Here is a 22,205-nt window from a genome sequence, read left to right as displayed (position 1 = left end):
GCGGTCCTGGGGAACACAGGGGGTGGGATGGGGCGCTGTCCGCCCTCGGCTACCTCGCCCGCCGCCCCGATCGGGGCGGCACGTGTTCCAACGACACCGACTTGGGTGGAATTCCCACACTCTCGGTGACGCACACCGCCGTTTCCGATTTACTCACGGTGGTATGCCCCAGCGGTGACGACGGAGCACGGTGCGCGACTGCGGCGGTTGGCCGCGGACAAGTTCGGCTGGGCGCGGCTGCGCGAGGACCAGCTGGCGGCCATGGAGCAGGTGATGGCAGGCCACGACGTGCTGGCCGTGCTGCCGACCGGCGCGGGCAAGTCCGCGATCTACCAGGTGCCCGCGCTGCTGCTGGAGGGCCCGACGCTGGTGGTGTCGCCGCTGATCGCGCTGCAGCACGACCAGATCGGGGGCATCGGGGACAGCCGCGCCCCGCAGGCCGTGGCGTTGAACTCCGCCCAGCGCGGCGCGGAGCGCGAGCGGGCCTGGGACGCCGTGCGCGACGGTCACGCCGAGTACGTCTTCCTCTCCCCTGAGCAACTGGCCAAGGACGACCTGGTCGCCGGGCTGGCCGAACTCGGCGTGTCGCTGTTCGTAGTGGACGAAGCGCACTGCGTCTCGGCTTGGGGGCACGACTTCCGGCCGGACTACCTGCGCCTGGGGCAGGTGCTGGACCGGCTGGGCCGCCCCAGGGTGATCGCGCTCACCGCGACCGCCGCGCCGCCCGTGCGCGAGGACATCGTCACCCGGCTGGGGATGCGCGACCACCGGGAGGTGGTGGCCAGCTTCGACCGACCCAACCTGCACCTTTCGGTGGAGCGATGCGTGGACGACCCGCAGAAGCGCGGCAGCGCCACCGCCACCGTCGTGGAGCTGGCGTCGGACCCGGCGGTGCGGCGCGGTCTGGTCTACACCGCCAGCCGCAAGGACACCGAGTTCTACGCCGGGGAGCTGACCGAGGCGGGCGTGCGGGCGGCGGCCTACCACGCGGGCATGCGGGCGGCCGACCGCGAGCGGGTGCACCAGCGCTTCCTCGCCGACGAGCTGGACGTGGTGGTGGCCACCTCGGCGTTCGGCATGGGCATCGACAAGCCGGACGTGCGGTTCGTCGTGCACACCTCGGTGCCCGAGTCGCTGGACTCCTACTACCAGCAGGTCGGCCGGGCCGGGCGGGACGGCGAACCCGCGACGATCCGGCTGTTCTACCGACCCGAGGACCTGCACCTGCAGAAGTTCCTCACCGCGACCAAGGCGCCGGTGGAGGCGCTGTCGCAGGTGGCGCGGGCGCTGCTGGCGCGACGCGCGCCGGTGCGTCCGCGCGGGCTCAAGGACGAGGTGGCGGTCTCACCCGCGCAGCGCACCAGGGCGGTGAACCTGCTGGAGCAGGCGGGCGCGGTGACGACCACCGCGGACGGCTCGCTGGTCTACGCCGATCCCCAGCTGGCCCCGGAGCGGGCGGTGGAGCGGGCGGTGCGGATCGCGGAGGCGCACCAGGAGCTGATCCGGTCGCGCATCCACATGGTGCGGGCGTACGCGGAGACCACCGGCTGCAGGCGCCAGCAGCTGCTGGGCTACTTCGGGGAGCAGCTGGACCAGCCGTGCGGGAACTGCGACACGTGCGACGCGGGAACCGCGCAGCCGCGCCGCGCGGGCGACGGGGACTACCCGGTGGAGAGCCGGGTGCGGCACGCCGAGTGGGGGCCGGGCGTGGTCATGTCGGTGGAGGAGGACCGGATCACCGTGCTGTTCGAGGAGGTCGGGTACAAGACCCTGGCGCTGGACGCCGTGCGCGAGCACGAGCTGCTCGACGGCGAGGAGGCCGCTGACCGCGCGTGAGGAACGGGTCAGGTGCTGACCGAGAGGGTGACGGGGATGCCAAGCAGGGCCGAGCCGATGGCGGACTGGCCGATCACGGTGCCCGGCTCCTGCGGTGACTCGACCCGTTGCACGACCACCTCGTAGCCCGCCGCGCGCAGGGCGGCCACGGCTTGGTCGACCCGCTGGCCGACCACGTTGGGCACGCTGCTGGTCGCGTTGTCCGACCGGGGCGTCGTGGAGGTCGGCCGGGGTGCGGTGGGGGTCCTCGGTGCAGTCGTGGTGGTCGTCGGCGTGGTGGTCGTCGGCGTGGTGGTCGTCGGCGCGGTGGTAGTCGTCGGCGCGGTGGCCGCTTCGCCGCCGCTGCTGTCCGCGCCCTTGAGGTAGCGCGGCTCCACCGGCGGCAGCGGTTTCTCCGGCAGGCCCTCGTGCGCCTTGGACATGGTGTCGAACCAGGTGCGCGCGGGTTGGATGCCGCCGTAGATGTTTCCCTCGTCGCACAGCACCGGCGTGGGACCGCCGACGCAGATGCCGCGCGGCGAGGTGCTGTCGTTGAACACCTGCACCGCCCCCGCGTAGTCCGGGGTCGCGCCCAGGAACGCCGCGGACTTGTACTCCTCGGTGGTGCCGGTCTTGCCCAGCGCGGGCCGCGTCCAGTTGAACTGCCTGGCCGCCGCGGCCGCGGTGCCCATGCCCTGGTCGTCCTCGCTCATGCCCACCGCCATCGCGTTGGCCAGCGGCTCGGCCACCGCCTGCTCGCAGGCGGGTTCGTCGATCTCGACCCGCTTGCCGTGCCGGTCGAGCACCTCGCGGATCGGCGTCGGCTCGCACCACGTGCCGCCGCTGATCAGCGTCGCCGCGACGTTGGCCAGCTCCAGGGTGCTCGACGGGGCCGGGCCGAGGGTGAACGAGGCGTTGCCGCCCTTCTTGTAGTACTCCGCCTGGGACACGCGCAACTCCTTGCGCGGCGAGTTGCGGTCCGGCGGCGTGCCCGCGATGTTGGTGGCCAGCGTCTGGCGCATCCCCAGCCGGAAGGCCATGTCCACCACCGCGTCCAGGCCCGCTTTCTCCTCCAGGATGACGAAGCCGGTGTTGGGCGAGGTCGCCAGCGCCTGCTTGAGCGTCATCCGCGGCGGGTAGCGGTCGTTGTGGTTGTTCAGGCAGTACCAGTGGGTGTCGGGCTCGCCGGTGGCCGGGCAGTTCGGCGCACCGCCCCGGAACACCCTGGAGGTGTAGCTGGTGGGCGTGTCGATGACGCTCTCGATGCCCAGCCCCTTCTCCAGCGCCGCCGCCGCGGTGAACACCTTGTAGACCGACCCCGCGCCGAACTTGTTCTCCACCGCGCTCGGCAGGTCGAACTGGGTCTGGAACCGCTCGGTCCGCAAGCCGTAGTCCCGGTTGGCGACCAACGCCACCACCTCACGGCGCTGCCTGCCCGGCCGCACCACGGCCATGGTGTTGGCCACGCCCGCGGTCTCCTTGGGCACCTGCGCCTCGGCGGCCCGCTTGGCGTGCTGGGTGACGGCGCGGTCCAAGGTGGTCCGGATCGTGTAGCCGCCGACCTTCAGCTGCTCCAAGGCGAACCCGTTGGCCGTCAGGTAGTTGACCACGTAGGAGCAGAAGAACCCGTGCTCGGGGCCCGCGCCGACGCAGCCGGTGGGCAGCGGGCGCACCGGGGTGCTCAGTCCCAGCGGTTCGCGCTTGTGCTCCTCGCCCTTGTCCGCGGGCAGCTTCCCGTTCTGCACCATCAGGTCGATGACCGTGTTGCGGCGCTCCGCGGCCTTGTCCGGGCGGGCCTCGGGGTCCAGGAACGTCGGGCTGTTGACCATGCCCGCCAGCAGCGCGGCCTGCGGCACGGTCAGCTTGTCCGGTGTGGTCGCGAAGTAAGCCTGCGCGGCGGCGGCGATGCCGTAGACGGTCGAGCCGAACGGGACGATGTCGAGGTAGCGCGCCAGGATCTCGTCCTTGTCCAGCTGGGTCTCCACGTGCATGGCGATGCGCGCCTCGCGCAGCTTGCGGGCGGCGGTCTGCTCCTGTGCCCGCCGCTGGCCGTCCTTGTCCTCGCGCGCCACGACGTGCACCAGGTAGTTCTTGACGTACTGCTGGGTCAGCGTGGAGGCGCCCTGCGCGACGGTGCCCGCCGCCTGGTTGGTCAGCGCGGCCCTGGCGGTGGCCAGCCAGTCGACGCCGTGGTGCTCGTAGAACCTGCGGTCCTCGACCGAGGTCAACGCGTCCTTCATGGTCTGCGCGATCCGGTCGGGCGGGGTGAGCACGCGGTACTGGTCGTACAGGTAGGCGATCGGCTGCCCGTCCTGGTCGGTGATGGTGGTCATCAGCGGCGGGTCGGACTCCAGCAGCATCCGCGCGATGTCCTTGACCTGGTCGCTCATCCGGTTGGAGACCAGGCCGACCGCGCCCACGACGGGGAACAGCAGGCCGGCCACCAGCATTCCGGCGACCAGGCAGAGACCGAGCAGTTTCGCCATGCAATCCCCGATTTGCATGAGGGGAACGGTACGACGTCGCGACGCACCCCAGCGGGCCGCGCGGGGCGGTTCACCGGATGGTACGGAAAATCGCGCGAGTGCGTTTAAGCGCCTTTGCTACGCCCTTGCGGGTAACGCCCGGCGAAATGCTCACCGACGGTCATGCTCACCTCGGACGCGGCCCTGGCCAGATCGGCGGCGTGCCGCATGGCCTGGGCGTGCAGGGCGGTCAGCGAGAGGGCGTCGATCTCCCCCGCGGTGTCCTCGTCGACCAGGTCCAGGCGGGGCCGCGCGGTGACGTAGACGACGCACTCGGCGGCCAGGCTGAGCCTGCGGGCGAGCACGGCCACCGCCGTCATCAGGCGTTCCGCGTCGGCGGCGGTGACCGGCACCACCGCGGGGGGCCGCTCCCCCACCGCCCGCGCCGCCTCCTCGTCCAACTCCGGCTGTCGCGCCCGGCAGGCCAGCGCGGTGTCCCAGATGGCCGCGGCCTCGTGCAACGACTCGATGAACGGCTCCCAATCGACTGCGACGGTGTCCATGGCTCTCGCCTTCCGTGGGATGTCCCACCACCGGAGTGCCCCGGTCAGGCCACGCCATGCCCACCGATTCCCCCGACGAGGGCGCGGGGCGCGCCGGAGCGGCCCCGGCGGGCACCCGATGTATCGCCAAAAATCACCCCATCACCCACTCGGGTAAGAAATGACCTCGTCGTTTTGCCCACCTGATGGCGGTGGTAGCCGATTCCCAGGTCCTTCGCCGCACTCCGACCCCGCAGGGTGAAAACGCCAGGGGTGGACCCGGAGCCCGGTGTTCCACACGTTCGGGGAGGAATCCATGCTCGCGCGACCCGGAACTCATCCGCGATCCGCTCGCACCACCGCCGCAGCACTCGTGCTGGGGTGCCTGGCCGCCTGGCACGTGCCCGCCGCGGCGCAGCCACCGCCGGAGGGCTCCGACGACCACTACGCGGGTTCGCAGATCGCCAAGCACGAGGGCGCGGAGCCGGTGAACCCGGCGCGGGTCCACGCCGACGTGCCCACCGTGGACGGCATCGACGTCAGCAGCCACCAGGGCGTCGTGGACTGGCCGGGGTGGTGGCAGCGGGGCAAGCGCTTCGCCTACGTCAAGGCCACCGAGGGCACCGGCTACCGCAACGGCGAGTTCGCCCGGCAGTACGACGGGGCCTACCAGGTCGGCATGGTGCGCGGCGCCTACCACTTCGCCCTGCCCGACCGCTCCGACGGCGCCACCCAGGCGAACTTCTTCGCCGACAACGGAGGCGGCTGGTCGCGCGACGGCAGGACGCTGCCCGGTGTGCTGGACGTCGAGTACAACCCGTACGGCGTGGACACCTGCTACGGGCTCTCCGCACACGCGATGGTCGCCTGGATCCGCGCCTTCAGCGACACCTACCACGCGCGCACCGGCCGATGGCCGGTCATCTACACCTCGACCCAGTGGTGGGACCACTGCACCGGCCGCGCGGGCGACTTCAGCGGCACCAACCCGCTGTGGGTCGCCCGGTACGCGACGGTCGTCGGTCCCCTGCCGCACCGCTGGTCGTTCCACACCATCTGGCAGTTCACCTCCTCGCCGATCGACCAGAACAAGTTCAACGGCGGCTGGGACCGCCTGGTCGCGCTGGCCAACGGCTGAGTCGACCGCTTCGCCCGCGCACAGCGCGGTCCACTGTGGAGCGAAGCGGCAGGCGTGATCGGATCGCTTTCCTCAGCATCCCGGCACATTACGCCGGAAACCGCCGGACCTCGCGCCGGCTAACACCTTCGGGCGACTTCTCGGTTCCCGCCCCCGGCACGGGGTATGAACGCCTCCCAGACTCCGCACAGATCCGGGGGGGCCTGATGACGCGCAACACCAGGCGGGTCCGCACCGCGGCCGCGCTCGTGCTCCTGCTGGCGGCGAGCGCGACGGCGGTGCTGGCGGCGCACGCGCGGTGGACGGTCCTGACCGTGCACGGGCTCGGTGACGGGACGGTGCTCACGGCGGCGGACTTCGGCCGCGTCCAGGTGTCCACCGGCGATCCCGCGCTGCTGGACGAGGCCGTCGTGCTGCTGGACGGGATGCCGGTCCGGCCCGCGCGGGTGGACGGCCGGATCTCCTTCCGGGGCTTGGAGTTGTCCGAGGGCAGGCACCGCCTGCTGGTGCGCGTGCCCAGCCGCGTGCCGCTGCTGCCGGGCGGCCTGGCGGAGCGCCGGTTCACCGTGGACAGCGGGCCGCCTGCCGCCGAGGGGTGGAAGGGATCTTCGAGCTCACCACGGTGGAGTACCACTCGTCGCTGAGACGGGTGATCGCTCACCAGAACGGGCGCTCCTGGTCCGAAAACCGTCTCGTGAGGGGTGTCGACGGGTACACCGGTCAGCACGACCGCTCTGGCGCTCGGCAGGGGCAGAGAAGGGCAGCAGACATGGGTATCGACGAATTCTTGAGCTACTCCGACATGTCCTTCCGCCTCCAGTGGCGCGGCTACCACAAGCGCGAGGTGGACGAGGAGCTGGCGCGGTTGGTGCAGGAGCTGGAGGTGCTCAGGACGGATCGGGACGCCGCGGTGGCGATGGTCGACGACCTCACCCGGCAGCTCGAGGCGACCCGCTCGGAGCTGGGCGAGTACCGGGTGCTGCACGCCGGCTACTCCAGGGAGAACACCGTCTCCGGCTGCATCCGCTACCTGATGCACGTGGCCAAGCAGAAGGCCGAAGCGGTGGAGACCTCGGCGCGCAGGCGCAGCGAGGAGATGCTCCGGCAGGCCGAGGAGGTCGCCGCGCGGCAGGCCGTGCTGCTGGACGAGACCGAGCAGGAGACCCAGCGCAGGCTGGCCGAGGCGACCCGGCGCGCGCAGGAGATCGTGCAGGCCGCGGTGGTGGAGTCGCGCAGCCTGGTGGCGGACCTGGTGCAGCGGCAGGAGCTGCTGGACCGGTGGTGCGCGGAGATCGAGACGCCGCTGGACGTGCCCGCGCCCAGGGAGTCGGTGATCTCCGGCCCGATGCGCAGGCTGACCGCGCTGGGCGAGGCGGCCTCCGGGCACCACCGGATGGGTGTGGTCGGGGAGACCACGTGAGCGGTCCGGACTGGCCCGCGGGGTTCTCCGGCGAGCTGCCCGCCCGACCGGCCGGGGGCGGGCGGCGGGTGCCGCGCCTGCCGGTCCTGTTCGCGGTGTGCGTGGTGCTGACTGCGGTGGTGGTGCTGGAGGTCCGCGACCGGCCGCCCCCCGCGCCGACGCCCGCTGGGCCCGCGCCGCAGGCGGCCGCGGCGGGCCCGGCCCACCCGGCCGGAGGAACCGGACCGGAACTGCCCGCCGGCGTGCCGTTCCCGGAACGCGGCCACGGCACCTGGCACCGGGCGCCGGGGCCGCACGGCACCTGGGGCGCAGGGCCGGTGCGCACCTTCGCCGTGGAGGTGGAGGACGGCGTCGACCTGCCGCACGGCGACGACTCCTTCGCCGCCGTCGTGCACCGGGTGCTGCTCCACCCGCGCGGCTGGGCGAGCACCGGCCGGGTCGCGCTGCGGTCCGCCGAGACCGGGGAACCGGACCTGCGGATCAGGCTGGCGTCCCAGTGGACCGCGCGCTCGGTGTGCGGCTTCGACCTGCCCTACGACACCTCGTGCCACGTCGACGGCGGCGTCTACCTCAGCGCGGCGCGCTGGTTCCGCGGCGCGCACAGCTTCGGCGACGACCTGAGCGGCTACCGCGCCTACGCGGTCAACCACGAGGTGGGCCACTACCTGGGTCTCGGGCACGAGGTGTGCCCCGAGGACGGCGCGCCCGCGCCGCTGATGATGCAGCAGACGTTCAGCACGGGCAACGACGAGCTGGCCGACATCACGGCGGCGCTGCCGCAGGGGGTCGTGGTGCCCAGGGACGGCCGGGTCTGCACGCCCAACTCCTGGCCGGGCTGACGCCGCGGCCGGGGGGCGGCGACCGGGGAGGCGGTGATCGGGGAAGCGCTCGGCCGAGCGAATCACCGCCTCCACCGGGCGAGCGGGGTCAGCGCGCGCGGCGGGCGACGGCGAAGCCGACCAGGGCGGGCAGCGCCACCGCCGCGCCCGCCAGCGCCCACCCGGCGGGCGACATCGAGCCCAGCGAGGAGCCGGTGGTCGTGTAGACCAGCGTGGCAGGCACCACGCCCACCGCCGTGCCCAGCGCGAACGCGCCCACGCGCAGCCCGCTCAACCCGGCCGCGTAGTTGACCGCCCCGAACGGCACCACCGGCAGCAGCCGCAAGCCGATCACCGCCCACACCCCGCGCCGCTCCAGCGCCGCGTCCACCGCCGCGAACCGCCCCCGCCGCAGCCTGTCGCGCACCGCGTCCCTGCCCAGCGCGCGTGCCACCGCGAAGCTGGCCACGGCCCCGGCGGTCACCCCGGCGACCACCACGACCGCGCCGAGCACCGGCCCGAAGGCCACCCCGCCCGCGACGCTGAGCACCGGCTTGGGCACCAGGGCCACCGATCCCGCCGCGCACACCACGGCGAACGCCAGCGGCGCGGCGGGGCCCGCGGCCGCGGCCCAGTCGCGCAGCCGCGCCACGTCCGGCGTCACCCCGGTGAGGACGGCCACCGCCAGCGCCGCCACCACCAGCACCAGCGCGCCGAGCCGCAGCGCCCTCACCCGGTGCGGTCCGCGGTGCCGCGGAAGCCGCGCAGCCGCAGGCTGTTGGTGACCACGAACACCGACGACAGCGCCATCGCCCCGCCCGCGATCATCGGGTTGAGCAGACCGGCGGCGGCCAGTGGCAGCCCGGCGACGTTGTAGGCGAACGCCCAGAACAGGTTGCCCTTGATGGTGGCCAGGGTGCGCCGGGACAGCCGGATCGCGTCCACCGCGGCGCGCAGGTCGCCGCGCACCAGGGTCAGGTCCGCCGCCTCGATCGCCACGTCGGTCCCGGTGCCCATGGCCAGCCCCAGGTCGGCCTTGGCCAGCGCGGCGGCGTCGTTGACCCCGTCGCCGACCACCGCGACGACCCGGCCCCGCCGCTGCAGCCGCGCGACCACGTCCACCTTGTCCTGCGGCAGCACCTCGGCGATCACCTCGTCGACGCCGACCTCCGCCGCGACCGCCCGCGCCGCGGCCTCGTTGTCGCCGGTCAGCAGCACCGGCTCCAGGCCGAGGGCGCGCAGCTCGCGCACCGCCCGCGCCGAGGTCGGCTTGACGGTGTCGGCCACCACCAGCACCGCGCGGGCCCGGCCGTCCCAGGCGGCCAGCACCGCCGTGCGGCCCTGCTCCCGCGCCCGGCGCAGTTCCCCGGCCAGCTCCTCGGTCGGGTGAACACCCCACTCGGCCAGCAGCTTCTCGCGCCCGACGACGAGCGCGCGCCCCTCGACCACGCCGCGCACGCCCAGCCCCTCGGCGTTGGCGAACTCCTCGACCGGGGGCAGCTCGCCGACCCGCGCGGCCGCGCCCTCCGCGATCGCGCGGGCGACCGGGTGCTCGGAGGCGTGCTCCAGCGCGCCGACCAGCCGCAGCACCTCGTCCTCGGCCTCGCCCGCCGCGGGGCGCACGGCCACCAGGCTCATCCGGCCGGTGGTCACGGTGCCGGTCTTGTCCAGCACCACGGTGTCCACCCGCCGGGTCGACTCCAGCACCTCCGGGCCCTTGACCAGCACGCCCAGCTGCGCGCCGCGGCCGGTGCCGACCAGCAGCGCGGTCGGCGTGGCCAGCCCCAGCGCGCACGGGCAGGCGATGATCAGCACCGCGACCGCGGCGGTGAACGCGGCCGAGGGGCCCGCGCCCGCCCCCAGCCAGAACGCCAGCGTGCCCACGGCCAGCGCGATCACGATCGGCACGAACACCGCCGAGATCCGGTCGGCCAGCCGCTGCACCTCCGCCTTGCCGCTCTGCGCCCGCTCCACCAGCTCGGCCATCCGCGCCAGCTGGGTATCCGCGCCGACCCGCGTGGCGCGCACCACCAGCCGCCCGCCCGCGTTGACCGTCGCGCCGACCACCGCGTCGCCGGGGCCCACCTCGACCGGCACGGACTCGCCGGTGAGCAGGCCTGCGTCGACCGCCGAGCTGCCCTCCTCGACCACCCCGTCGGTGGCGATCTTCTCCCCCGGCCGCACCACGAACCGGTCCCCCACCCGCAGCTCCGCGACCGGGACGCGGACCTCGCGGACCTCGCGCAGCACCGCCACGTCCTTGGCGCCCAGCTCCAGCAGCGCCCGCAGCGCGGCGCCCGCCCGCCGCTTGGCCCTGGCCTCGAAGTAGCGGCCCGCCAGGATGAACGTGGTGACCCCGGCGGCCACCTCCAGGTAGATCGCGCCCGCGCCGTCAGTGCGCTGGACGGTCAGCTCGAAGGGGTGGGTCATGCCGGGCGTGCCCGCCGTGCCCAGCAGCAGGGCGTACAGCGACCACAGGAACGCGGCGGTCGTGCCCAGGGAGACCAGCGTGTCCATGGTCGCCGCGCCGTGCCGCAGGTTGATCCACGCCGCGCGGTGGAACGGCCAGGCGCCCCACACCAGCACCGGCGCGGCCAGCGTCAGCGAGATCCACTGCCAGTAGGTGAACTGCAGGGCGGGCACCATCGCCATGGCGACGACGGGGACCGACAGCACCGCGGAGACGACCAGCCGCTGCCGCAGCGGGCGCGTCGGGTCCTCCTGGTCCGGCTCCCGCTCCGGCTCGGCGGCGGGCAGGCTCGCCCCGTAGCCCGCGGTCTCGACCACCTCCACCAGCCGCTGGGGGTCCAGGTCGGCGGGGAAGCTCACCCTGGCCTTCTCGGTGGCGTAGTTCACCGAGGCGCTGACCCCGTCCAGCTTGTTGAGCTTGCGCTCGATCCGGGACGCGCACGAGGCGCAGGTCATGCCGGTGATCGCCAGCTCGACCTCCCCGACGGCGCTCCCGCGCGCCTCCTCGGTGGCGTTGTCAGTGGTCACGGCCGACCTCCACGGTGAACTCGGCGGTGCGCACCACGCCCGCGTGCTGGAAGTCCAGGAACAACCGGTAGGTACCCGCGGTGGGCACCTCCACCCCGAACGGGATCTCCGGGCCCGCCGCGCCCTGGCCTGGGTGGACGTGCAGGTAGCCCAGGTCGCCCTCGCGCAGCACCACGAGGTGCCCGTAGGAGCCCAGGTAGGGCTCCAGGTCGGTGACCGGGCCGCCGTCCTTGGCCACGGTCAGCCGGACGGGTGCCACGTGGCCCGCGGACAGCCGCCCGGTGAGCCGGACCTGGTAGCCGTCGACCTCGGCGGTCCACGACGGCTGGTGCGCCCTCGGCTCGAACGGGCCGGGGACGGAGATGTCCGCGCCCAGCGTGGTGGGCCTGCCCCCGGTGGGGGCGAAGTCGGCGAAGACCCGGTAGGAGCCTGCCTCGGGCAGGGTCAGCGGCACCGACCACGTGCCGTCGGCGGCCATGTCCGGGTGCACGTGCTGGAAGCCCGTGGTGTCGCGGCGCACGACGACCAGGTGCATCCGCTTGTCGTGCGCGACGTCGAACCCGGTCACCGCGGCGCCGTCCCGGCCGGTGATCCGGAAGGCGAAGGTCGTGGTGGTCCCGGCGGGCAGCGTCGTGGTCGCGGGCACGAGGGTGTAGCCGCCCTCGGACGAGGCCAGCCCGGCGGGCGGCGCGTCGCTGTGCCCGTCGCCTGCCCCGTCGCCGTGCCCGTCGTCCGCGCTGCCCGTGGCGGCGTGGTCGTCCCCGTGGCCCGCCGCGGGGCCGCTCGCCGCGGGGCCGCTCGCGGCGGGCTCCGCGCGCAGGGGGCCGACCGCGGCGCCCACCCCCCAGGCGCCGCCCGCGACCAGGACGAGCGCCGCGCCGTAGGCGGCGAGCTTCGCTGGTGTGTTCATGTCCGTCCTTCGACCCGGCCCTTCCCGTGGGCGCGGCCACCCGCACCCCGCGCATTTATACCCCAAGGGGGTATAGCGGCTCCACCGCGGGTCCCGCCGGACCGACAACGGGTGATCATGCTGCCCGATCGAGTGATCTGTGCCGTCGCCGAAAAGCACAGGCCAGAGGCTGCTCATACGCTGCTGTCCAGTCGACACCGGCCGTCCCAGGGAAGTGTTGCGTGGTGGGTCACCTCGAACTCGCGGCCTCCGCCGCGATGTCCGCGCTCGGGGTCGTGGCGCAGAGCGTCGCGGCCCGGAGGGCCGACCGGCGGCCCGGCAACGACCCCGGCCTGCTGGCCAGGCTGGCCGCCGACCGGCTCTACCTGCTCGGGTTCGCCGCCCAGGTCGGCGGGTTCGCGCTGGCCTTCCTGGCCCGCTCCTCGCTGCCGCTGTACCTGGTGCAGGCGGGCTCGTCCTGCGCGGTCGGTCTGGCCACCGCGTTCGGCGTGCTGGTGCTGGGCTGGCAGGTGCGCGCCGCGGAGCTGGCGGTGCTCGGGCTGATGGCGCTGGGCCTGCTGCTGCTGGTCGCCGCGGCCACCCCCTCGCAGGCCCGCGACATCCCGGTCGGCGTGGGTTGCGCCGTGCTCGGGCTGCCGCTGCTGGCCGCGGTGCTGGTGCTGCGCGCCCGCCGCGCGGCGGGGGTGGTGGGCCTGGCGGTGCTCGCGGGCGGCGCGTTCGCCGTCGTCGCCATCACCAGCCGCACGCTGGCCGACGGGCCGCTGCTGCGGCTGCCGCTGCAGCCGCTGAGCTGGCTGATGGTGGCGGCCGCGCTGGTCGGCCAGGCGTGCATGGCGGTGGCGCTGCAGCGCGGCTCGGCGACCTCGGCGGTGGCCGCCATGGACGCCACCACGGTGGTGCTCACCTCGGTGGTGGGCATCGCCACCCTGGGCGACCGGATCGCACCGGGCCGCGAGTGGTGGGTGGTCGCGGGCGTGTCCCTGGTGGTGGTGGGGGTGCTGGCGCTGGGCTCGGTGCGGCGGGACGCCCCGGCCGCGGTCGTGGCGCGGGAGGTCGGGTGAACGTCGCCAGCGTGTCCCTGGACCTGGACAACCTGTGGGCCTACCTGAAGACCCACGGCGACCCGGCGTGGGAGCGGCGCCCCAGCTTCCTGCCCGCCGCGGTGCCCCGGCTGCTGGAGGTCTTCGCCGAGCAGGGGCTGACCGCCACCGTGTTCGTGGTGGGCGCGGACGCCGAGCGCGACGACGGCGCGGCGGCGGTCGCGGCGATCACCGCCGCCGGGCACGAGGTGGCCAACCACTCGCACCGGCACGAGCCGTGGCTGCACCGGTACTCCCGCGCGGAGCTGGCCGAGGAGGTGGCCCGCGCGGAGGAGGCGATCACCGCGGCGGGCGCGCCGCGGCCGGTGGGCTTCCGCGGCCCCGGCTACAGCGTCACCCGCGACCTGCTGGAGGTGCTCGCCGAGCGGGGCTACCGCTACGACGCGAGCACCCTGCCGACCTGGATCGGCCCGCTGGCCCGCGCCTACCACAACCGCACCGCGCCGCCCGGCGCCGAGCGGGACGGGCTGTTCGGCGGGTTCTCGCGGGTGCTCGCCCCCAACGCCCCCTACCGCTGGCGCACCGCCGCGGGCGAGCTGGTGGAGCTGCCGGTGACCACGATGCCGCTGCTGCGGGTGCCCATCCACGGTTCCTACCTGCTGCAACTGCACCAGGTCTCGCCCCGGCTGGCGCGCGGCCACTTCGGCGCGGCGCTGCGCCTGTGCCGGGCGCTGGGGGTCTCGCCGTCGCTGCTGCTGCACCCCACCGACGTGCTGGGCGCGGCCGAGGCGCCGGGCATGGAGTTCTTCCCCGGCATGGCCGTGCCGGGTGCGCGGAAGGTCGAGCTGCTGCGGTGGGTGCTGGCCGCGCTGCGACGGCACTTCGAGGTGGTGGGCACCGGTGAGCACGTGGCCCGCGCGGGCAGCGGGCTGCGCGACCGGGACGCCGGTCGACTGGCCCGGTGCTGAGCTGATGGGCACGGCGGTCCTGCGGGCGCTGGCCTGCCTCACCGTGGCGCTGGCCCCGGTCGAGGGCTACCTGCTCCAGGTGCACCCGCAGCTGGCCAAGGTGCCGTCCGCGCTGCTGGTGTTGGCCTGGATCGCGGTGCGGGCGCGACAGCGCCGGGCACCCGAGGCGCACCCGGTGCACGCGGTGCTGGCGCTGCTGACCCTGGTGCTGCTCGCCTCGTCCGCGGTGCACGCGGGCGGGCCGTTCGCCCTGGCGTACCTGCCGCGCTGGCTGCCGTTCCTGGTGGTGACGGTGGTGCTGGTGGACGTCGCGGCGCGGGAGGTCCCGATCCGCGCCCTGCTGGCCGCCACTGTCGCGGGGGCGAGCGCGGCGGGCGCCGGGGCGCTGCACAGCCTGGTCGCGGATGGGGCGACGCGGGCGAGCGGACCGCTGCAGGACCCCAACGACCTGGCCTACTTCCTGGTGGGCGCGCTGCCGCTGCTGGTGGCCCTGCTGCCCGACCGGGAGTCGCCCGACCGGGGCCGCCGCCGGGCGCTGCTCGCGGTCGCCGGCGTCGTGCTGGTGGCGGGCGCGGCGGCGACGTTCTCCCGTGGCGGCGCGCTCGCGCTGGCCTGCGCGGTGGCGTGGCTGGTGGCGCGCCGCGCGCTGCCGCTGCGCGCCGTGGCCGTCGGGGCGGTGGCGCTGGCCGGGCTGGCGGGCGTGGTGGCGCTGCTGGCCGGACCGGTGCTGGACAAGGCGGTGCGGGAGAAGGAGCACATCGCGGGCACCAACGTGGACACCCGCGAGCTGCGCTGGCAGGCGGCCGCGCGGATGCTGGCGCGGCAGCCGGTGCTCGGCGTCGGGCCGGGCGGGTTCCGCGACGGCTACCCCGCCGCCTCGCACAACGCCGAGGTCGACGAGCAGACCCCGGTGGCGCACAACATGTACCTCGAAGTCGGGGCCGAGCTGGGCGTGCCGGGCCTGGCGCTGTTCCTCGGCCTGATCGCCACCACCGCGGTGATCTCGCAGCGGTGGGCGCGGGCCGGTCCCGACCCGCGCCCCGCGGTGGCCGTGCAGGCGTCGCTGATCGCCGTCGTGGTCGCCTCCGCCTTCCTGTCCCAGCAGTACTACCTGCCGCTGTGGGCGCTGGTGGCCGTGGCCGCCGCCGCCGACCTGCGGCTGAGGAGGACGATCGCCGGTGCGCGTGCTGCACGTGATCAGTGAGATGGGCGCGGGAGGCGCCGAGGCGCTCGTCGCGGGCATGGCCCGCGCGGGCGCGGAGTTCGGCTGGCGGTCGGCCGTGGCCAGCGGCGGCGGGCACCGCGCGGACGCGCTGCGGGCGTCGGGCGTGCCCACGTTCCCGGTGCCCGTGGCCCGCCGCAGGGCCACCGGCGTGCTGCGCGCCGCGACGGCGACCAGGGCGGCCGTGCGCGGGTTCCGCCCGGAGGTGGTGCTGGCCCACAACGTCTCGGCCAGCCTGGTGGCCCGGCTCGCGGCGCTGCCCCGGCGGCTGCCGGTGCTGACGGTCTTCCACGGCGTGGCGGAGGCGGACTACCCGCGCGCGGCGAGCGTGCTCAAGCGGACCTCGCGCGCCGTGGTGGCGGTCGCCGCGGCGACCGCCGACCGGCTGCGCGCGGCCGGGCTGACCGCCCCGGCCCCGGTGGTGATCCCCAACGCGGTGTTCACCCAGCCGCCGCGCGGCGACCGGGACGCGCTGCGCGCGCGGCTGGGGACCGCGCCGGACGTCCCGGTCGCGCTGTGCCTGGCCCGGTTGGAGCCGCAGAAGCGGCACGACGTGCTGCTGCGCGCGTGGGCCGAGGTCGGCGGCGACGCGGTGCTGTGGCTGGCGGGCGACGGCAGCCTGCGCGCCGAGTCGCAGCGGCGGGCCTGCGAGCTGGGTGTGGCGGGGCGGGTCCGCTTCCTGGGCACCCGCTCGGACGTGCCCGACCTGCTGGCCGCCGCCGACGTGACGGTGCTGACCAGCGACTGGGAGGGGATGCCCGTGGCGGTGCTGGAGTCGCTGGCGGCGGGCCGCCCGGTGGTGGCCACCGGGGTGGACGGGGTGCGCGAGGCGCTGGCCGGTGGCGGCGGGATCGTGGTGCCCCGCCGGTCCCCCGCCGCGACCGCCAAGGCGCTGCGGGAGCTGCTGTTCGACGCCGGGCTGCGGGCGCGGATGGCCGCCGAGGGCCTGGCGGCGGTGCGCCGCGACCACGACCCCGATGCGTTCATGCGCTCCTACGACGAGCTCCTGCGCGCCACGATCGGAGGTCTGCGGTGAAGACGTGGCTGAACCGGGTGCTGAGGGCGCTGCGGCACGGGGCGCTGAGGGTGCTGCGGCACGAGGCGGTGGTGCTGGGCGTCGCGGCGGCGCTGCTGGCGGGCGCGGGCGTGCTGGCCGCCGTGGCGCTGCGCGGCGAGCAGCACGAGAGCAGGCTCAGCCTGCTCGCCGGGCCGACCCCCGGCCAGGGCGGGACGGGCCAGTACGGCGAGGTCGTCGCCCTGGGCGTGCCCGCGCTGGCCGAACTCGCGCGCAGCCCCTCCGTGCTCGGCACCGCCGCGGCGGCCTCCGGCACGAGGCCGGAGGAGCTGGCCGAGCACGTGGGGGTGGAGCTGGTGCCCGCGTCCGGCCTGGCCCGGCTCTCGGTGCGCGCGCCGTCCGCCGAGCAGGCCGCGCGGGCGGTGTCCGCGCTGGCCGCCGCGGTGATGTCGATCGACCTGCTCGCCCCGGAGGGCGAGCTGCGGCTGCTGGACGACACCCCGGACACCCACCAGGTGGCGCCGGACCACGCGCTGGCCGTCGGACTGGCGCTGGCCGCCGCCGCGCTGTCCGGGGTGTCCACCGCCGCCGTGCTGCACCTGCGCCGGACGCGCTCCGGCGACGCGGTGCGCGCCGCCCTGACCTCCGCCGGGGTGCGGCGACCGGTGGCGGTGGTGCGGGACGAGGACCCGGCGGTGACCGAGCGGCTGACCGTGCTGTGCGAAGCCGCGGCCCGGCCCACGCGGGTGCTGGCGGTGGTGCCGGAGCTGGCGGAGCGGGCCGAGGAGCTGGCCCAGCGACTGCCGGACAAGACCGGTGAACCGGGCGAGGGCGGTGCGGTGATAGCGGTGGTCCACGGCGCGGCGCCCCGGCAGGACGAGCTGGCCGCGGTGGCGGGCGCGCTGCGGCCGGACACGAGCATCGTGGCGGTGGTGCTGGCGTGAAGCACCGCACGGCGATCACCGCGCTCGTCGCGGTCGTGGGCGCGGTCAACGCGTGGCGGGCGCTGCGCCCGTCGTGGCAGGTGCCGCTGCCCACCCCGGCCACCAAGCCCGAGGAGCGGATGCAGGACTTCCGCGACGCCCTCTACTACCCCATCCGCGAGTTCCTGGCCGGGGGCAACCCCTACGACCCGGCCGCGATGTTCGCGCACTGGCCGGTGCGCCAGAACTTCAACCTCTACCAGCCCTACCACCTGGTGCTGCACCTGCCGTTCGCGCTGCCGGGCTACCGGGTCGGCGCGGTGGCCTTCGCGCTGGCCTCGCTGGTGCTGCTGGTCGCGCTGGCGGTGCTGGCCGCGAGCCGGGCCCGGCTGCCGCTGGTGCTGGGCTCGGTCGGGGTGGCCGCGCTGCTGGTGGTCAGCCAGGTGGGCAAGGCGCAGCTCTACGTGGGGCAGGTCAACCCGCTGGTGGCGCTGGGCGCGGCGGGGGCGCTGGCGGCGCGGGCCCGCCACCCGAGGTGGGCGGCGCTGGCCCTGGCGCTGGCGTGGCTCAAGCCGCAGTTCGGGTTCCCGCTGGCGCTGCTGCTGTTCGCGCGCGGGTCGCGGAGGGTGGCGTTGACCGGCACCGGCCTCGCGGCGGCGGCCAGCCTCGTCGTGGTGGTGCCGATGGTGGTGCGCGGTGGCGGCGTCGGCGCGTTCCTGGACGTGATAGCGGCCAACCTCGCGCACGCCAGCCACACCTCCTACGGCGCGGTCGACTCCCCCACCGGGCAGCGGGTGGACGTGGCGGCGGTGCTGTTCCGGGTCACCGGCTGGCTGCCGCCCGCGGCCGAGGCGCTGGCCCTGGTCGGGGTGCTCACGGCCAGCGCGGTGCTGGCGCGGCGGCTGGACCGCGACGCCGATCCCGGCACGGGCGCGGTGGCGGACCTGCTGACCTGCGTGGCCGTCGTGGTCGCCGTGGTGCACCAGCCCGGTGACGTGCTGATCGCGGTGCCCGCCATGGTGGCCGTCGTGGCGCTGTGGTGGCGGCGGCGCGGCGAGCGGGACTGGCGCGTGGTGGGCCTGGCCGTGGCCGCGCTGGCGGTGCCGTTCGCGCACCTGCACCTGGTCGACACGGCCATCCGCGCGCTGTTCGGCGGCCGGGTGGGCGTCACCGTGGACGGGGTGGCGGTGGTTGCGGCCTGGGTGCTGCTGGTGGTCTTCGCCGCCGGACGCGTCCGCGCGCGGCGGTCCGAACCGGTCCTCAGCGCGCGGACGTGACGCAGCGGCTCGGGAAGCGGACCGTCCGCGGCTCGCTGTGGCTGTTCCTGGTCAACCTGGTCAGCAAGGGCAGCCAGGTGGTGGTGACGCTGGCGCTGGCGGCCCTGCTCACCGAGGAGGACCTGGGCCTGGTGGCCCTGGCGGTGGCGGTGGTCAACATCGGCCAGGTCGTCCAGTCGATGGGCGTCTACGACCTGGTCAGCCGCACCCGGCGGGACCCGCGCGCGATGGCGGGCACCCTGCTGGCGCTCAGCGCCGGGACGGGCGTGGTGCTGGCGCTGGCGCTGCTGCTGGCCGCCGGGCCGGTCGCCGCCGCGCTGGGCACGCCCGCCGCCGCCCCGCTGGTGCGGCTGGTGGCGGTGAGCCTGCCGTTCACCGCGGCGGGCGGGGTGCAGCTGGCGCTGGTGCACCGGGACCTGGACTTCCGCCGCCGCCTGCTGCCGGACTCCGGGAGCGCGGTGCTGGGCGCGGCGGTGACGGTGGCGCTGGCGGTGGCGGGCGCGGGGCCGTACTCGCCCGCCATCGGGCTGCTGTGCGCGGCGGTCGCGCAACCGGTGCTGGCGGCGCTGGTCGGGGTGCGGCCCAGGCCGGGCTGGGACCGGGGCTGCGCGGTCGAGGCGGTGCGCTGGATCGCCGTGGTCGGTCCGGCCGCGGTGGTGGCGGTGCTGCTGGTGAACGCCGACTACCTGGCGATCGGGCACGTGCTCGGGCCGGGCGCGGTGGGGGTGTACTCGCTGGCCTACCGGATCGCCTGGGTGCCCTACATCGTGGTGGCGGTGGTGCTCGGCGGGGTCGCGTTCCCGCTGTGCGCCCGACTGGTCCGCGACGGCCGCCGGGCCGACCTGCCCTCGGCGGTCGGCCGCTTCACGCACGCCGTGCTGGTGCTCACCGGTGGTCTCTACGCGGTCGTCGCGCTGCTGGCCGACCGGGTGGTGGTGCTCGGCCAGCGCTGGGCGCCCGCCGCGGGGCCGCTGTTCCTGCTGTGCGGCTACGGGTTGGGCCTGAGCCTGCTGCACGTGTGGGGGGAGGCGTTGCGGGCCGCCGGGCACGCCCGCGCGCACCTGGCGCTGGCGGTGGCGCACCTGGTGGTGCTGACGGCCGGGTTGGCCTCGGCCACCCGATTCGGCGTGCTGGCGGTGGCGGCGGTCCAGGTGGCGGCGGTGTGGTCGCTGGTCCCGGTGGCCTGGTGGGTGCTGGCGCGGCGCGGGCTGGCCCCGCCCCCGGCCCGGCTGGTCCGGATGGCGCGCGGCGTGCTGCTGGCCGCCTGCTGCTGCGCGGCGCTGTCCTTCGTGCTCGACGGCTGGTTCGCCGCCTCGGCGGGGGGCGCTGTGGTGGAGGGGTTCGTTCTGGTGCTCGGTTATGCCGCGGCGGTGCTGGTGACCGACCGGGACGCGGTGCGGGAGTTGCGGGAGGTGCGGCGGTGAGGGTTCTGCACGTGACCCAGCCGGTTGACGCGGGAGTGGCGGCGGTGGTGCGGGAGCTGGTCGCCGCGCAGCGGCGCCTGGGCTGGTCGGTGGACGTGGCCTGCCCGCCCGGCCGGTTGGCCGAGCGGCTCCGGGAGGTCGGGGCCGGGCTGCACCGCTGGTCCGCGACCCGTGACCCCGGCCCGCGCACGCTCGCCGAAGCGGTGCGGCTGTGGCGGATCATCGCGCGCCTGGCGCCCGACGTGGTGCACCTGCACAGCTCGAAGGCCGGTCTGGTGGGCAGGCTGGTGGTGCGGGGTGCCCGCCCGACGCTGTTCCAGCCGCACCTGTGGTCGTTCCAGACCGCGACCGGGGCGCTGGGCGGCGCGGCGCGGGCGTGGGAGCGGTGGGCCTCCCGCTGGACGCACCGGCTGGTCTGCGTCAGCGACGACGAGCTGGCGCAGGGCCGGGCCGCGGGGGTGGTGGCGCGGGCGGAGGTGGTGTGCAACGGCGTCGACACCACCCGCCTGCTGCCCGCCGACCGCGGGGCCGCGCGGCGGCGGCTGGGGTTGGCCGACGCGCCCACCGCGGTGTGCGTGGGCAGGCTCGCCCCGCTCAAGGGGCAGGACCAGCTGCTGGCGGCGTGGCCCGCGGTGCTGGCCGCGGTGCCGGACGCGCGGCTGGTGCTGGTGGGCGACGGGCCGATGGGGGCGCGCTGGCGGGCCCAGTGGCAGGCCCAGTGGCAAACCCGGTGGCAGACCGGCGGCGGGCACGAGTCGGTGCTGTGGTGGGGCCACGACGACGCGGTGGCGGAGTTCTACGCCGCCGCGGACGTGGTGGTGCTGCCCTCGCGCGCCGAGGGCATGGCGCTGGTGCCCCTGGAGGCGATGGCCTGCGGGCGCCCGGTGGTGGCCTTCGACGTGGGCGGGGTGCGGCAGAGCGTGGCGGACGCGGGGGCGGTGGTGCCCGCCGGGGACGTAGCCGCGTTGGCCGGGGCGATCGCCGCGCGGCTGGCCGACCGGCGGCTGGCCGACCGCGAGGGCGCCGTTGGGCGGCTGCGCGCCGAGTGCCTGTTCGACCGGGGGCGCGTGGTGGAGCAGGTCAACGCGCTGGTGGAGGAACTCGTCGCCCGCGAGGTGACCGGGTGAGCGGGCGGTTGCGCGTGGCCTACCTGGTGACCCAGGACCGCGGCGGGCCGGTCGACGTGACCGTGCGGCTGGCCCGCGCGCTGCTGGCGTCCGGCCGGGCGGAGGTGCGGGTGTTCGGCCCGCCGCCCGCGCGGGCGGCGGACTCGCTGGCGCGGCACCACGAAGCGGTCGAGGTCCCGCGCAAGGGCGACCTGCGGGCGGGGCGGCGGGCGCGGGCGGCGCTGGCCGCGTGGCGGCCCGACGTGGTGCACGCCCAGGACCGCCGCGCGGGGTTGGTCGGCGCGGGGCTGCGGTCGCGGTGCCCGGTCGTGCACACCTACCACGGGGTGCCCGACGACGTGGGCGAAGCGTGGTTCCGCGGTGCGCCGGGAGCGGCCGGTCCCTCGGCGTACACCCGGACCGTGCTCGTCGCGGACGCCCTCGTCGCCCGTGCCGTGCACCGGACGGTGGTGCCCGCCGCGGCGATGGGGCGGTTCCTGCGCTCGCGGCTGCGCGTGCCTGCGAACCGCTTGGCGCACATCGACAACTGCGTCGACCCGGTCGACGCGCGCCCGCCCGCCGGACCGGTGCGCAAGTTGCTGTTCGTCGGCCTCCTGGTGCGGCGCAAGGGGTTGTCCACGTTGCTGCGCGCGCTGGCCGCACCCGGCACCACGCCGCCGGACGCGACGCTGACGGTGGTCGGCGACGGCCCGCAGCGCGCGGAGGCCGAGGCCGAGGCGCTGCGGTCGGGGTGCCGGGTGGAGTTCCTCGGGTTCCGCGGTGACGTGCCGGACCTGGTGCGCGAGCACGACGCGCTGGTTCTTCCGTCCACGATGGAGCAGCAGCCGCTGGTGGTCGCCGAGGCGATGGCGGCGGGCAAACCGGTGCTGGCCACCGACACCGGGGGTGTCGCGGAGATGCTGGGTGGAGCGGGTCTGCTGGCCGCGCCGGGTGACGTGGCCGACCTCGCGGTCCGGCTGCGGGCCCTGTTCGCCGACACCGATCCCGGACGCACCGGCCGCCTGCTGGCCGTTCGGGCGCGGGAGCGGTTCGATCCCGAGGTGTGCGCGCGACGCCACCTGGAGCTGTACCACGACGTGCTGGAGCACGCCTGATCCACAGTGG

General features: G+C 75.5%; 19 protein-coding genes. 14 read left to right on the top strand and 5 right to left on the bottom strand.

Annotated features, from left to right (window positions below; genetic code table 11):
* Positions 1-174 precede the first annotated feature (174 nt).
* The gene (locus JOF41_RS08005) at positions 175-1,836 is read left to right on the top strand and encodes a RecQ family ATP-dependent DNA helicase (protein ID WP_209617421.1); all 1,662 of its coding nucleotides are present in this window, start codon (positions 175-177) and stop codon (positions 1,834-1,836) included.
* Positions 1,837-1,844: 8 nt separating this feature from the next.
* Here the strand turns inward: JOF41_RS08005 and JOF41_RS08000 are convergent, their stop codons facing one another.
* Together JOF41_RS08000 and JOF41_RS07995 are read right to left on the bottom strand one after the other, a co-directional pair.
* Positions 1,845-4,319, bottom strand: coding sequence for a penicillin-binding protein (locus tag JOF41_RS08000; RefSeq protein WP_209617418.1), 2,475 nt, complete (start codon positions 4,317-4,319; stop codon positions 1,845-1,847).
* Between the two features lie 86 nt (positions 4,320-4,405).
* A complete protein-coding gene (locus JOF41_RS07995) occupies positions 4,406-4,843 on the bottom strand; it encodes a hypothetical protein (protein WP_189226620.1) in 438 nt (145 codons plus the stop codon).
* A 295-nt stretch (positions 4,844-5,138) separates the two neighbouring features.
* Here JOF41_RS07995 and JOF41_RS07990 point away from each other — a divergent pair, with 295 nt between their 5' ends.
* From JOF41_RS07990 to JOF41_RS07975, 4 genes are all read left to right on the top strand, one after another.
* On the top strand, positions 5,139-5,960 hold the full coding sequence (locus tag JOF41_RS07990; RefSeq protein WP_189226619.1) for a lysozyme: 822 nt from the start codon (positions 5,139-5,141) through the stop codon (positions 5,958-5,960).
* Between the two features lie 206 nt (positions 5,961-6,166).
* Complete coding sequence (locus tag JOF41_RS07985; protein WP_209617415.1) at positions 6,167-6,604, top strand: hypothetical protein; 438 nt, start codon at positions 6,167-6,169, stop codon at positions 6,602-6,604.
* Between the two features lie 125 nt (positions 6,605-6,729).
* Complete coding sequence (locus JOF41_RS07980) at positions 6,730-7,380, top strand: DivIVA domain-containing protein (RefSeq protein WP_189226617.1); 651 nt, start codon at positions 6,730-6,732, stop codon at positions 7,378-7,380.
* Positions 7,377-8,219 carry a DUF3152 domain-containing protein gene (locus JOF41_RS07975; protein ID WP_307867296.1) on the top strand — a complete coding sequence of 281 codons (843 nt, stop codon included), beginning with the start codon at positions 7,377-7,379 and terminating at the stop codon, positions 8,217-8,219. Before JOF41_RS07980 ends, JOF41_RS07975 begins: the two co-directional genes overlap by 4 nt.
* A gap of 88 nt (positions 8,220-8,307) precedes the next feature.
* On the opposite strand, the gene JOF41_RS07970 is transcribed toward JOF41_RS07975, so the two are convergent.
* The 3 genes from JOF41_RS07970 to JOF41_RS07960 all read right to left on the bottom strand — a co-directional run bounded on the left by JOF41_RS07970 (position 8,308) and on the right by JOF41_RS07960 (position 12,105).
* Positions 8,308-8,931, bottom strand: coding sequence for a TVP38/TMEM64 family protein (locus JOF41_RS07970; protein WP_189226616.1), 624 nt, complete (start codon positions 8,929-8,931; stop codon positions 8,308-8,310).
* Complete coding sequence (locus JOF41_RS07965; protein WP_209624075.1) at positions 8,928-11,123, bottom strand: heavy metal translocating P-type ATPase; 2,196 nt, start codon at positions 11,121-11,123, stop codon at positions 8,928-8,930. The genes JOF41_RS07970 and JOF41_RS07965 overlap by 4 nt, the downstream gene beginning before the upstream one ends.
* A 61-nt stretch (positions 11,124-11,184) precedes the next feature.
* Positions 11,185-12,105: a DUF8832 domain-containing protein gene (locus JOF41_RS07960; RefSeq protein WP_209617412.1), complete on the bottom strand. Its 921-nt coding sequence runs from the start codon at positions 12,103-12,105 to the stop codon at positions 11,185-11,187.
* A 221-nt stretch (positions 12,106-12,326) separates the two neighbouring features.
* Between JOF41_RS07960 and JOF41_RS07955 the strand changes: the two genes are divergently transcribed.
* Genes JOF41_RS07955 through JOF41_RS07915 form a run of 9 tightly spaced genes read left to right on the top strand, consistent with a single transcriptional unit; the run spans position 12,327 to position 22,195 of the window.
* Positions 12,327-13,166 carry a hypothetical protein gene (locus JOF41_RS07955; protein ID WP_189226614.1) on the top strand — a complete coding sequence of 280 codons (840 nt, stop codon included), beginning with the start codon at positions 12,327-12,329 and terminating at the stop codon, positions 13,164-13,166.
* A complete protein-coding gene (locus JOF41_RS07950; RefSeq protein WP_209617409.1) occupies positions 13,163-14,113 on the top strand; it encodes a polysaccharide deacetylase family protein in 951 nt (316 codons plus the stop codon). The genes JOF41_RS07955 and JOF41_RS07950 overlap by 4 nt, the downstream gene beginning before the upstream one ends.
* A complete protein-coding gene (locus JOF41_RS07945; protein ID WP_229796207.1) occupies positions 14,046-15,317 on the top strand; it encodes an O-antigen ligase family protein in 1,272 nt (423 codons plus the stop codon). Before JOF41_RS07950 ends, JOF41_RS07945 begins: the two co-directional genes overlap by 68 nt.
* A complete protein-coding gene (locus JOF41_RS07940; protein ID WP_307867295.1) occupies positions 15,292-16,371 on the top strand; it encodes a glycosyltransferase in 1,080 nt (359 codons plus the stop codon). The genes JOF41_RS07945 and JOF41_RS07940 overlap by 26 nt, the downstream gene beginning before the upstream one ends.
* Entirely contained in the window at positions 16,368-17,294 is a 927-nt protein-coding gene (locus JOF41_RS07935; RefSeq protein WP_229796205.1) for a hypothetical protein, read from the top strand. Before JOF41_RS07940 ends, JOF41_RS07935 begins: the two co-directional genes overlap by 4 nt.
* A complete protein-coding gene (locus JOF41_RS07930) occupies positions 17,291-18,550 on the top strand; it encodes a glycosyltransferase 87 family protein (RefSeq protein ID WP_307867294.1) in 1,260 nt (419 codons plus the stop codon). The genes JOF41_RS07935 and JOF41_RS07930 overlap by 4 nt, the downstream gene beginning before the upstream one ends.
* Positions 18,547-19,974: an oligosaccharide flippase family protein gene (locus JOF41_RS07925; RefSeq protein WP_229796203.1), complete on the top strand. Its 1,428-nt coding sequence runs from the start codon at positions 18,547-18,549 to the stop codon at positions 19,972-19,974. The genes JOF41_RS07930 and JOF41_RS07925 overlap by 4 nt, the downstream gene beginning before the upstream one ends.
* Positions 19,971-21,101 (top strand): glycosyltransferase, encoded by a 1,131-nt coding sequence (locus JOF41_RS07920; RefSeq protein ID WP_209617406.1) that lies wholly within the window; start codon positions 19,971-19,973, stop codon positions 21,099-21,101. The genes JOF41_RS07925 and JOF41_RS07920 overlap by 4 nt, the downstream gene beginning before the upstream one ends.
* Positions 21,098-22,195, top strand: coding sequence for a glycosyltransferase family 4 protein (locus tag JOF41_RS07915; RefSeq protein WP_307867293.1), 1,098 nt, complete (start codon positions 21,098-21,100; stop codon positions 22,193-22,195). The genes JOF41_RS07920 and JOF41_RS07915 overlap by 4 nt, the downstream gene beginning before the upstream one ends.
* Positions 22,196-22,205 lie beyond the last annotated feature (10 nt).

This window comes from Saccharothrix coeruleofusca, from assembly GCF_017876325.1.
In the GTDB taxonomy this organism is placed as follows: Bacteria; Actinomycetota; Actinomycetes; order Mycobacteriales; family Pseudonocardiaceae; genus Actinosynnema; species Actinosynnema coeruleofuscum.
This window is presented reverse-complemented; position numbering and strand designations above follow the sequence as displayed.